Here is a 13,652-nt window from a genome sequence, read left to right on the forward strand (position 1 = left end):
CCCGGAAACACCAACACAACCTTGCCGTCCCCACCCGACCTCACCCCACCACCAACAACCACCCCACGAACATCCTCACCACGAGCCAGCGCACCGAGACCTGCCAGGGCCTCCTCGGGCGAGTCGGTCACGACGACCGCGCGCTGGGCCAGCGACGCCCGGCCGGTGACCAGTGCGGCCGCCACATCGGCGAGCGCGACCGTGCCGGACGCATCGAGGAACGACCCCAGTCGCTCCGCCTGGCCGGTCAGCGAGGCGGCCGTAGCCGCCGACAGCACCAGCGGTACCACTCCATCGAGCGCTGGGCCGGAGGGGGACTCCGCAGCGGGTTCTTCCGGCGCCTGTTCCAGGATCATGTGGGCGTTCGTACCGCTGGCGCCGAACGAGGACACACCGGCCCGGCGTGGCCGGCCCAGCTCCGGCCACGCGCGGGCCTCGGTCAGCAGCTCCACCGCACCCGCCGACCAGTCCACCTGCGGGTTGGGGGCGTCGACGTGCCGGGTGGCGGGCATGACGCCGTGCCTGAGCGCCTGCACCGCGTTGATCAGTCCGGCCACGCCGGAGCCGCTCTGGGTGTGTCCGATCACCGACTTGACCGAGCCGAGCCATAGTGGCCGGCCCTCGGGCCGGTCCTGGCCGTACGTGGCGATCAGGGCCTGGGCCTCGATCGGGTCGCCGAGAACGGTGCCGGTGCCGTGGCCCTCGACCATGTCGATGTCGGCGGTGGTGAGGCCGGCGTTCTCCAGCGCCTTGTGGATGACGCGCCGCTGCGCCGGGCCATTGGGCGCCGTCAGACCGTTGGAGGCGCCGTCCTGGTTGAGGGCGGAGCCGCGGATCACCGCGAGGACCCGGTGTCCGTTGCGGCGCGCGTCCGACAGCCGCTCGAGGAGGACGACACCGGCGCCCTCGGCCCAGCTGGAGCCGTCCGCGGCGGCCCCGTACGACTTGCAGCGGCCGTCGAAGGCGAGGGCGCGCTGCCGGGCAAAGCCGATGAACCCTCCGGGGGTCGACATGACGGTCGCGCCGCCGGCCAGGGCCATGGCGCACTCACCGCGCCGAAGCGCCTGTGTGGCCACGTGCACGGCGACCAGGGTGGAGGAGCACATGGTGTCGACGGTGACGGCGGGGCCTTCGAGGCCGAGTGTGTAGGCGACCCGTCCCGAGGCGATGCCGCCCGCGCTGCCCAGAGCACGCTCCAGGCTGAGGTAGCCTTCGAGGCCGCTGAGGTCGGGCGCGTAGTCCTGGTGGACCAGGCCGGCGTATACGCCGATGTCGGCGCCGCGTACGGAGTGCGGGTCGATGCCGGCTCGTTCGAGGGCCTCCCAGCAGATCTCGAGAAGCTGCCGCTGTTGAGGTTCCATCGCGAGCGCCTCAAGCGGCGAGATCCCGAACAACCCGGCATCGAACAGATTGGCGTCGTGCAGGAACGCCCCCTCGCGGACGTACGTCGTGCCGGGGTTGTCCGGGTCGGGGTGGTAGATGCCCTCCAGGTCCCAGCCGCGGTTCTCGGGGAAGGAGGTGTAGACGTCGGTGCCGTCGTTCACCACCCGCCAGAGGTCCTCGGGGTTGCGTATGCCGCCCGCGTACCGACAAGCCATCGACACGATCGCGATGGGCTCGGCCGAGGACTCGGAGAGACGCTGGTTCTCCTGTTGGAGCCGCATGTTCTCCTTGAGCGAGGCACGCAGTGCGTCGACGATCTGCTCGTCCGGTGCCGTCATCTCGGTGCATCCTCCGTCTTTGTGGCTGTCGGCCAGGTGTCGGTAAGTCAGTTGGGGTTGCTGCCCAGAGCGCGCTTTACGAGGTCGGCGACGTCCATCACGTCGATCACGGCTGCGTCCTCGGCGGCGGGCGCCGCCGGGGCCGGCTCGGGCGCCGCCGCCTCGGGGACGGAGCCGTCCACTGAGCCGCCGAGGCTGAGCAGCGTGTCGAGTAGGCCGGCCTCCCGAAGGCGGGAGAGCGGGACCTGTGCGAGCACGCGTCGCAGGTCGTCCTCCCGCCCTTCCAGGTCGTCGCTCGTTTCCGTCAGCAACTCGGAGCACAGGAAGCCGACGACGGCGTCCGGGGTCGGGTAGTCGAAGACGAGTGTCGCGGGCAGTCGTAGACCGGTGGCGACGTGCAGGCTGTTGCGGAGGTTGACGGCACCGAGCGAGTCGAAGCCGACCTCCTGGAAGGACTGGAGCGGGCCGATGCTCTCCCCACTGCTGTGTCCGAGGACGGTCGCGGCCTGCCCACAGACCAGCCGTAGCAGGAGACGGTTTTGTTCGGCCTGGGGGACGTCCCGCAGAGAGTCGACCAGGGATGAGGTGATGTCGCCGTTCTCGACATCGGGTTGGGAGGAGCGCAGTGCGGCTGCGGCTTCGGGCAAGTCGGCGAAGAGCGGGCTGACCCGTGCGGAAGTGAACGCCGGGATGAACGCTTCCCAATCCATGTCGGCAACCGTCACGGCCTTCTCCCGTGCCTCCGCGGCTTGTTCGAACGCGGTCACGGCGACCTGATGGGCCATCGGCAGGACACCGCGGCGGCGCAGCTGCGCGGCGGCCGCCTCGTCCATGCCGAGGCCGATCCCGTCGAGGGCTCCCCAGGCGATCGAGGTGGCCGCGAGTCCCCGGCCGCGGCGCCGATCGACAAGGGCATCCAGGACCGCGCCGGCCGCGCCGGAGACACCCTGGCCACCGCCGCCCCAGATGCCGGCGATCGAGGAGAAGACCACGAAGGCGTCGAGCGGGGCGGCGTTGGTGCCGGTGGACAGTTCGTCGAGCCATACAGCGGTGTCGACCTTGCCCGCGAAGACCTCGGTGAGGTCGGCGTGGCCGGTGTCGGCGACGGCACTGGTCCATGGAGCGTCGGCGGCGTGCACGACGGCGGTCAGCGGCTGTTCCTGCGGGGTCTCGGCGATGAGCCGGGCGAGCGTCTCACGGTCGGCGTCGGCACATGAGACGACTGTCGTCTCCACACCGGTGGCCGCGAGCTTGCCCTGCAACTCGGTGACGGCGTCGGCGGGGGCCTGAGCCGTGGTTGTGACGATGAGACGGCGCGCGCCGGACCGGGCGAGCCAGAGCGAGGCATGGATGCCGAGGGCCTCGGCGCCGCCGGTCACGAGGACTGTGCCGTGGGGCCGCCAGCTACCGTCGGCGGGGGTCTGAGATGCGGGCTTGCGTACGAGCCGCCGGCTGTAGAGGCCGGGGCGGCGTACGGCGAGCTGGTCGCCCGCAGTGCCGTTCAGCGCGCCCACGAGGTACTGCGCGGTGTGGGCGTCGGCGGTCGCCGGCAGGTCGATCAGGCCGCCCCACCGGTCGGGGTGCTCGAGAGCCACGGCGCGGCCCAGACCCCAGATGGCGGCGTCGCCGGGCTCGCCGGCCGTGTCCTGAATGCCGGTGTTCACCGCGCCCCGGGTCAGACACCACAGCGGCCCGTTCAAGCCCGCGTCCCCCAGCGCCTGAACCAGCGCGAGGGTCCTGGCGACGGTGTCGATGGCGTCCTGCTCGCCGTCGAGGGCGAGCAGGGAGAGAACTCCTGCGGGCTCGTACTCGGCCCGGATGTCGCTCAGGCGCGCGGTGAGTCCGGTGCGGGTGAAGGCGGAGGGAACGGTCTCGAAGGGCACCACGTCGAGTCCCTGGGCACCGAGCTCCGCGATGAGCTCGGCCACCCGGGAGCCGGTCACGGTTTCGGCCGGGCATTCCGACGGCAGGACGGCGAGCCAGCGGCCCGCGGGCACCCTTGACACCTCACGGTCCAGGGGCCGCCAGGTGACGGCGTAGCGGAGGCGTTCAGCGCTGGAGCGCCGCCGGCTCCTGCCGCGCCAGTCCGCAAGCGCCGGCATGACGGTGCGCAAGGCGTCGCGCAGACCGGCGGAGTGCGGGGCGAGGAGCCCGGCGAGCGAGTCCGCGTCGGTCTGCTCGACGGCGCTCCAGAAGTCCGCGTCGGCGTCGTTGTCGGAGGCGCCGCTGTCGTCGGCTGTCTCAGCATCCTGCAACCAGTAGTGGCCCCGGTCGAAGGCGTACGTCGGAAGGTCGACGTGTCCGGCCCCGGCCCTGAGGAACTTGGTCCAGTCGACGGGAACACCCCGGACGAAGAGCTCGGCCATCGAGGTGAGCAGGCGGCGCGGGCCGCCCTCGTCACGGCGCAGCGTGCTGCCGACAACGGTACGCAGCCGGACGTTGTCATCCTCCTCGTCCACGATCTGATTGAGCGGCTGGGCCAGGACCGGGTGGGCGCTCGACTCCACGAACACGGTGTGACCGCCAGCCAGCAGCTTGCGGACGACGGGCTCGAAATCGACCGGTCGGCGGCAGTTCTCGAACCAGTAGTCGGCCGTCAGTTCAGGGCCGTGCAGAACCTCGCCGGTGACGGTCGAGTAGAGCGGCACGCGGCCCTTGCCGGGGCGTACGAAGGACAGCAGTTCGGTGATGCGGTCGCGCAGCCTGTCCACCTGCGAGGAATGCGAAGCGACTGTCGAGGACACGATCCGGGCCCGGATCCCTCGCCCGGTCAGCGCCGCAACCAGCTCCTCGAGCGGCTCGTGCGCCCCGGCCACGGTCACCGAGCGGGGGCTGTTCACGCCCGCGATGGCCAACCGGCCTCCGTACGGCGCCAGCAACTCTTCCGCGTCCTGCCCGGACAGCGCCACGGATGCCACGGCGCCTCGCCCCACCAGTTCGTCGGCGAACAGCTGTGAGCGCAGCACTACAATCCGAGCCGCGTCCTCCAATGACAGCGCGCCCGAGACACACGCGGCGGCGATCTCACCCTGCGAGTGACCGACCACCGCATCCGGCACCACGCCCACCGACTCCCACACCGCGGCAAGGCCCACCATCACGGAGAACAGCGCCGGCTGGACCACCTCGATCCTCTCCAGCATCTCGGCCGGAACATCCCCGCGCAGCACGTCCACCAACGACCAGTCAACCCATTGCTCGAGCGCCGCTGCGCACTCCCCGACCCGCTGCGCGAACACCGGCGAGGAGTCGAGGAGTTCACGGCCCATGCCCTCCCACTGCGAACCCTGGCCCGGGAACACCAGCACCGTCCGGCCCGGGGCCACCGCGCTCCCGGCGACGGCATCGGGACGAGATTCACCCCGTGCGAGCCCGTGCAGACCCGCCAGCGCCTCGGCACGGGAACCGGCCACCACCACCGCACGCTCGGACAACACCGTCCGCTGCGACACCAACCCCGCCGCCACGGCATCCAGCGGCGCGGAGTTCTCGGAGGTCTCGAGGAACGTCGCGAGGCGCGCTGCCTGCCCTGCCAGGGATGCCTTCGATGCGGCGGACACGACCAGCGGGCCCACTGCTTCGGTCGGTGTGGCCGTCGCCGCGGGCTGCTCCACGGGAGCCTGTTCCAGGATCACGTGCGCGTTCGTGCCGCTCACGCCGAAGGAGGAGACGGCGGCTCGGCGCGGGCGGCCGGTGGCCGGCCATTCCCGTGCCTGCGTGAGCAGGGCGATCGCGTTGGTCGCCCAATCCACCTGCGGTGTCGGCTCGGCGACGTGGAGCGTCGGCGGCATGACGCCGTGCTGTAGCGCTTCGACCATTTTGATGACGCCGGAGATGCCCGCGGCTGCCTGGGTGTGGCCGATGTTGGACTTCAGCGAGCCGAGCCACAGGGGACTGTCGGCGGGCCGGTCCTGGCCGTAGGTGGCGAGTAGCGCCTGGACCTCGATCGGGTCGCCCAGGGGGGTGCCGGTGCCGTGGCCCTCGACGATGTCGATGTCCTTCGTCGACAGGCCGGCGTCGGACAGGGCGCGTCGGATGACGCGTTGCTGGGACGGTCCGCTGGGGGCGGACAGCCCGTTCGAGGCGCCGTCCTGGTTGACCGCGCTGCCGCGCATCACGGCCAGGATCCGGTGGCCGTTGCGACGGGCCTGCGACAGGCGCTCCAGGACGACCACGCCGACGCCCTCGGCGAAACCCGTGCCGTCCGCGGTCGAGGAGTACGCCTTGCACCGGCCGTCGGGGGAGAGTCCGCGCTGGCCGGCGAATTCGACGAAGGCATCCGGGCTGGACATGACGGTCGCACCTCCGGCGAGCGCGAGCGAGCACTCTCCGCGCCGGATCGCCTGGGCCGCCAGGTGCATCGCCACGAGCGAGGACGAGCAAGCCGTGTCGATGGTCACCGCCGGCCCTTCGAAGCCGAACACGTACGCCACGCGCCCCGACGCCACGCTCGGCGACGTGCCGGTCATCACATAGCCCCGGACGTCCTCGGGGACCTGCCTCAGCCGGGTGACGTAGTCGTGGTGGACGATGCCGGTGAAAACACCGATGTCGTCGCCCCGGACGGAGAGGGGATCGATTCCGGCACGTTCCAGGGCCTCCCACGAGGTCTCCAGGAGCAGCCGCTGCTGCGGATCCATCGCGAGGGCCTCGCGCGGTGAGATCCCGAAGAGTTTGGCGTCGAACTGGGCGGCGTCGTGCAGGAATCCGCCGACCCGGGTGTAGGTGGTACCGGGGTGGGCCGGGTCCGGGTGGTACAGCGTGTCGACGTCCCAGTCCCGGTTGCGCGGGAAGACGGAGAGCGCGTCGCGCTCGTCGATGACCAATCGCCACAAGTCCTCAGGGGTGTCGACACCACCGGGCAGGCGGGTGCTCATGGCGATGATGGCGATCGGCTCGTCGGATTCCGCCGGCACGGCAGGTCCGGGTCGGACGCCTTCAGCCGGTTCGGGTACGACTTCCTCGCCCAGCAGTTCGATGCGCAGGTGCCCGGCGAGAGTGGCAGGGGTCGGGTGGTCGAAGACGACAGTGCTGGGCAGGCTCACGCCGGTGAAGTCGTGCAACCGGTTGCGGAGTTTGACGGCGCTGAGCGAGTCGAAGCCGAGGTCCTTGAACGGCCGGTTCTCCTCGAGTGCTTCGGCGCCGGTGTGGCCGAGGACGACGGCCGCGCTCTCCTGCACGAGGTCGAGCAGTGCCCGCTGCTGTTCGGTGGCGTCCAGCGCGGCGAGCCGGTGGGCCAGTGATCCTTTCTCGGCGGCCGGGCGGCCGACGATGCGTCGGACCAGCTGACCGTCCTTCGTCGTATGCGTCTCGCCGGGGGCAGGGGTGGCAACCGTGGCGTCGATGGTGACGCTGGTGGGGCTGGACAGGGCCAGTGGGCCGAGCACGGCGACTGGTTCGCCCGTGTGGTCGGCGAGCTCCACAAGATGGCGTCCGCCGTCCACGGGCGTCGCCCGTAGCCGCAGGGCTGTGGCGCCCTCGGCGAACACGGCCAGGTCGGTGCAGGTTGTGAGGTCGCGCCCGCTCTCGCCGGTGCGGTCTGCCAGGAGGCGAAGGACGGAGTCGAGGAGTGCGGGATGGAGGGTGAACCCCGCGGCTTGATCGACGAGTTCCGGTGGCAGGGAAAGGTTGGCGAAGAGCTGGCCGTCCTGTTCCGTCAGGCCGTGTATGCCCCCGCTCTCTTGGGGGTCGAGCAGGTCGGCCAGGGCGTCGGCTCCAGCGGCCGGCCAGGTGCGCAGGTCGAAGGATGGTGTGGGCAGGCCGGGCCGGAGCAGGGCGCGGGCGTGGCGCGTCCAGGCGCTGTCCTCGTCGCCGGACCGCCTGCTGTGGATGACGACCGGGCGCAGCCCGTCCCGGCCGGGACCATCGACGCGGACGCGGAGCTGGAGGTGGCTGTGTTCGGGCACGGTCGGCGGCGAGTCGATGGTGATCTGTTCGACCGCGCCGCTGCCCGCCACTGTGCCTGCGTGGACCAGGAGGTCGAGAAGTGCGGCTGCCGGAACGGCACCGGTGCCGGGGTCGAGGAGCCGGCCGAGGGCCCGCCGGTCGAGCCGGCCTGTGAGCACCAAACAGGTGGGGCCGTCCCCGGGAATCTCGATGGCCGTGCTGAGCAACGGGTGTCCGGTGGCGCGGGCGCCGAGCGCCTCGGCGCCCGCGGCGGAGATCTCGGGTTCGACCCAGTAACGCTGGTGCTGGAAGGCGTACGTGGGCAGTTCGGTGCCGATCTCGGTGGCCGGGGTGCCGAGGAGAGCCGGCCAGTCGACATCCGTGTCACGGACGTGCAGTTCGGCGAGTGCGGTGAGGACGGCGGTCTCCTCCGAGTCGTCCTCACTCATGGTGGCGAAGCAGTCCCCGTGATCCGTGCCGAGAGCGCCGAGGGTCAAAGAGGTCAGGCTGTTGCCGGGTCCGATCTCCAGGAAGGTTCGGGCGCCCTGGTCGCGCAGCGCGGTGACCGCGTCGGCGAACCGTACGGCATGGCGCACCTGGTCGACCCAGTACTCCGGGGTGGCGAACTGGCCGTCCTTCGCGGGGGTGCCGGTGAGCGTGGAGACGACGGGGAGGGTGGCCGGGCGGGGACGCAGCCGGGCAATGACAGCTCGGAACTCGTCGAGCATGGGGGCCATCAGTGGCGAGTGGAAGGCGTGACCGACCTTCAGGCGTTTGGTCTTCCGGCCCTGGTCGGCAAGTCGCGCGGCCACGTCGAGGACGGTGTCCTGGGCGCCGGAGAGCACGATGGCGTCGGGTCCGTTGACCGCGGCGATGGCGATCTCGCCTGAAGTCTCGTCCAGCAACGGTGCGACCTCGGCCTCCGTTGCCTGGACGGCGACCATCGCGCCGCCCTCCGGCAGGGCCTGCATCAACCGGCCGCGGGCGGCGACCAGTTCGCCTGCCTCCGCCAGGTCGAGTATTCCGGCGGCATGGGCGGCGGAGATCTCGCCGACCGAGTGTCCGGCCACGAGGTCCGGCCGTACGCCCCAGGAGCCGAAGAGCCGGAACAGCGCGGTCTCCAGGGCGAAGAGACCTGCCTGTGTGTACAGGGTCTGGTCGAGCAATGCGGCTTCCGCCGTGCCGGACTCGGCGAACAGCACGTGGTGCAACGGACGCGCCAGGTGACCGTCCAGGTGTCGTTCGACGGCATCGCATGCGGCGGTGAATGCCTCGCGGAAGACCGGGTGTCGTTCGGCGAGTTCGCGGCCCATGCCGGCCCACTGGCTGCCCTGCCCGGTGAAGAGGAAGGCCAGTTTCCCCTCGGAGGGGCGGCCGGTGACAGTGGCGGCGGTGGGCGTGCCGTTGCTGAGTGCGCGCAGCGCGTCAGCGAGCTGCTGCCGGTCGGTGGCCAGCAGGACGGCCCGGTGGTCGAGTTGGGCACGGGTAGTGGCCAGCGCGTGCGCGGTGTCGGTGAGGGACAGCTCGGGCCGCGCGTCGACGAAGCGAGCGAGGCGCCCGGCCTGGGCGCGCAGAGCCGCCGCTGTCCGGGCCGACACAGGAACGGGCGTGGGCAGACCAGCGGAATGTGACGGTGCGGGTTCGGCGCCATGCGCCTGGTCCGAGGTGGCGTCTTCGGCCGGCGCCTGCTGGATCACGACGTGCGCGTTGGTGCCACTGATGCCGAAGGACGAGACACCGGCGCATCGCGGATGCCCGGCATCGGGCCACTGACGGGCCTCTGCGAGTAGCTGCACCGCGCCGGTGGACCAGTCCACGTGGGTCGAGGGCCGGTCCACATGCAGCGTGCGGGGCATGACGCCGTCCCGCATCGCCATCACCATCTTGATGACGCCTGCCACGCCGGCCGCGGCCTGGGTGTGACCGATGTTGGACTTGATCGAGCCGAGCCACAGCGGGCGGTCGGCGGGCCGGTTCTGCCCGTAGGTGTCGAGCAGCGCCTGCGCCTCGATGGGGTCTCCGAGGACCGTTCCCGTGCCGTGGCCCTCGACCGCGTCCACATCCGATGTCGACAGGCCGGCGTCGGCGAGCGCCTTGCGGATCACTCGCTGCTGTGAGAGGCCGTTGGGCGCTGTGAGTCCGTTGGACGCGCCGTCCTGGTTGACCGCCGTGCCTTTGACCACCGCGAGGACCTGGTGACCTCGGCGGCGTGCGTCGGAGAGTCGTTCGACGAGGAGCACGCCGACGCCCTCGGACCAGCCGGTTCCATCCGCCGCGTCGGCGAAGGGCTTGCAGCGGCCGTCCGGCGAGAGGCCGCGCTGCCGGGAGAACTCGACGAAGGTCTCCAGATTGCCCATGACCATCACGCCGCCGGCGAGGGCCATGGAGCACTCGCCCTGCTGGATTGCGCGGGCCGCCAGGTGGAGGGCGACGAGCGAGGACGAGCAGGCTGTGTCGATCGTGATAGCCGGGCCTTCGAAGCCGAACTGGTAGGCGATCCGGCCGGAGATGACGCTGCCGGAGTTGCCGGTGAGGCGGAAGCCCTCGACGCCGGGCGCGTGGTACGTCCGAACGGTGTAGTCGTGGCTGTTGACGCCGACGAAGACGCCGACGTCCTTACTGCCGGGTCCGGTCGGGTCGATCGCGGCGCGTTCGAACGCCTCCCAGGTGGTTTCCAGGAACAGCCGCTGCTGGGGGTCCATCGCGAGCGCCTCGTTCGGTGAGATCCCGAAGAAGGCGGCGTCGAATCCGGTTGCGTCGTCCAGGAACGCGCCGTGCCGTACGTAGGTCTTGCCGATTCGGTCAGGATCAGCGTCGTAGTGCGAATCGATGTCCCAGCCGCGGTCGTCGGGGAACTCGCCGATGACCGAGGCGCCTTCGGTGACCAGGCGCCACAGGTCTTCGGGGCTTTCCACACCGCCGGGGAAGCGGCAGGCCATCGCGACGATGGCGATCGGGTCGTCGGAGAGGGTAGCCACGGTGCCGTCGCCGTGCTGGTCGTTTTCTTGTCGTTGTTCGTCGTCGCCGAAGAGCTGTACGCGCAGGTGGTCGGCGAGCAGCAGCGGCTTCGGGTGATCGAAGACGATGGTGGAGGGCAGGGTGAGAGTCGTCGCGGCCGCGAGCCGGTTGCGCAGCTCGATGGCGGTCAGCGAGTCGAAGCCGGCGTCCTTGAAGGCGCGGTCGACGCGGATGTCGTCAGCGCCGGAGTGGCCGAGCACCTGGGCGGCGTTCCGTCGGACCAGTTCCACCAGCGCCTCTGTGCGCTCCTTGGTGCCCAGGCGGTCGAGCCGCTGACGCAGGGAGCCGGTTACGGCCGTATGCGAGGACGCGGCGGCCGGCCGAGGAACGGGGGCGAGGCCGCGCAGGAGCGGTGCCACGGGAGTTCCGGCGCGGGTGGATGCCCGCAGGGCGGGAAGGTCGAACCGAGTTGCCACGAGAGCGGCGGGAGTCTCCTCGCCCGCCCGTAGGGCCATGTCTAGCAGCGCCATGCCCTCGGCGGTGGAGAGCCCGGCCATGCCGAGGCTCCGGGTGCGGTGCAGGTCTGCGGCACCGAGGTGCCGGGTCATGGCGGTGGCCGCGTTCCAGTAACCCCAGGCGAGGGAGATGCCGGGCAGGCCGGAGCGGCGGCGGTGCAGGGCGAGGGCGTCCAGGGAGGCGTTCGCGGCGGCGTAGTTGCCCTGGCCGGGGTTGCCGAGGACCCCGGCGGCGGAGGAGAAGAGGACGAACGCCGCGAGGTCCATGTCCCGGGTCAGGTCGTGCAGGTGCAGTGCGGCGTCAAGTTTCGGCCGCAGGACAGTGTCGAGACGGTCCGGGGTCAGGGCGGTGACCACGGCGTCGTCGAGGACTCCGGCGGTATGGACGACGGCAGTGAGCGGGTGTGCGTCCGGTACGGCGGCGAGGAGCGCCGCGACAGCGTCCCGGTCGGCGGTGTCGCACGCGGCGATGGTGACGGTCGTGCCGAGGTTTGTCAGTTCCTCGTACAGCGCCGCCGCCCCTTCGGCGTCCGGTCCTCTCCGGCTGGTCAGCAGCAGGTGCTGTACGCCGTGTTCGGTAGCCAGGTGTCGGGCTACGAGACTGCCGAGCGTCCCCGTGCCGCCGGTGACGAGGACGGTGCCGTCAGGGGTGAACTCGCGCGGGGGGTTTTCGGTGAGTGGGGCGCGCTTGAGCCGAGGTACGAGGGTCACGCCATCTCGCACACGAATTCGGAGCTCGCCCGTGACCGACGCGAGTTGCACGGCCTTCACGGTCGCTGCGCTGTCGTGGTGTTCGGCATATTCGCGGTCGACGAGGACGATGCGGTCGGGGTGCTCCGACTGTGCCGAACGCAGCAGGCCGGACACGGCGGCCGCGGTGAGATCGTCCTCAGCCCCGGGGATCATCACGACGAGGCAGGTGTGCGCCAGGGCCGGTGCTGCCAGCCATGCCTGGAGAACGGCCAACGCGGCGGCGACGGCCTCGCGCGGGTCGGCGGGCGAGTGCCCGGCCTCGTACATCAGAAGGTCTGGTATGGCTGTGAGGTCAGCGAGGTCTTCGGCGTCGGTGATGGTCGCCGTGGTGACGGCTTCCTCAGTCGTTTCCCCCGGGGGCGGGAGCAGTTCGACCCAATCGACCTGGAACAGGGCGCCGGGGCCCGACGCGTCCGCCTTCTCGGGCGAAAACAGCTCGGCGACGACGGCATCAGCGATCAGCACCGGCGCGTCGGTGGCATCCACCAGCTCGAGGCGGGTCACTTCAGCGGCGTCACGGGCTGCGCGGACCCGTACCGCCGCGGCGCCGGAGGCCAGCAAGGTCACCCCGCTCCACCGGGTTGCGATCATGCCTGGGGGCAGCGCCGTGCAGATCGCCGCGTCGAGCAGCGCCGGGTGCAGGCCGTAGCGGTCGGCGTCGCCGATTGCCTCATGGAGGGCGACGTCGGTTGTGGGACTGGTGGTGGGCCACCTGCTGCTGGAAGCCGGTGGGGTCACCGGTCCGGGCATCAATGTGCCGTGGGCGTGGCGTGTCCACACCGCGTCCGGGCTCGCGTCGTCCGGGCGGGAGTACGCCTCGACCAGTCGCCGCCCCTGCTCGTCGACCTTTCCGACGGTCATCTGTACTGCTCGGCCGCCGCCGCGCAACGGCAGCAGGACGGGCCAGTCCACGGTCAGCTCCTCGATCACGGGGCTGCCGACTTCGTCACCGAGCCGGATGGCCATCTCGACCAGCGCCGCGCTCGGTACGACCACGACATCACCGACGGTGTGATCGCCGAGCCAGGGGTGGGTGGCCACCGACCACCGTGAGGTGGTCATGAGGCCGCCGGAGTCCGGTCGGCCGACGATCGCCCCGATGAGTGGGTGGTCGCCGGCGGCTTGTTCGAGCGCGACGGCGTCGACGGCGGGAGTGGGGCGGAGCCAGTAGTGCTGGTGGTCGAAGGCGTAGGTGGGGAGGTCGGCCTGGGCGGCGACGGCACCGGCCGGGAGGACACCGGTCCAGTCGACGGGAACGCCTCGGACGAAGAGTTCCGCCATCGAGGTCAGCAGCCGGCGCGAGGTGCCCTCGCCACGACGTAGCGATCCACTCACCACGGCGCCGGTGCCGGCCTGGTCGACGATCTCGTTGATCGGCTGGACCAGGACGGGGTGCGCGCTGGACTCCACGAAGACGGTGTGGCCGTCGGCCAGCAGGTCAGCGATCACGGGGCCGAAGCGGACCTGACCGCGCAGGTTGCGGTACCAGTAACCGCCGTCCAGGACACCCGCCTCCCGCACCCACTCACCGGTCACGGTCGAGTAGAAGGGAATCAGCGGCGCCTGGGCACGGATGTCGGCGAACGCGGCTGCCAGTGCGTCTTCGATCGCTTCGACGTGCTTGGTGTGGGAGGCGTAGTCGATCGCGACCCGGCGCGCGCCGACGCCGTCCGCCGCAAGGGCGTCAAGGGCCCCACCAAGGGCTTCGGTGTCACCGGAAATCACCACCGAGGACGGACTGTTGACCGCCCCGATCTCAACCCGACCATCCCACTCCCGTAGCCGAGCAACCACCTCCTCCTCCGACAACCCCACCGAC

General features: G+C 71.0%; 2 protein-coding genes. Both read right to left on the reverse strand.

The features are described 5' to 3' along the window. Positions 1 to 1,721, reverse strand: a 1,721-nt coding sequence (locus ACFV2X_RS54220) for a type I polyketide synthase (protein WP_385631410.1), incomplete at its 3' end; no start/stop codon positions are given. A 47-nt stretch (positions 1,722 to 1,768) separates the two neighbouring features. Continuing rightward, complete coding sequence (locus ACFV2X_RS54225; protein ID WP_385631413.1) at positions 1,769 to 13,648, reverse strand: type I polyketide synthase; 11,880 nt, start codon at positions 13,646 to 13,648, stop codon at positions 1,769 to 1,771. Between the last annotated feature and the right edge of the window lie 4 nt (positions 13,649 to 13,652).

The sequence above is a fragment of the Streptomyces sp. NPDC059679 genome (genome assembly GCF_042734105.1).
Classification (GTDB): Bacteria; Actinomycetota; Actinomycetes; order Streptomycetales; family Streptomycetaceae; genus Streptomyces.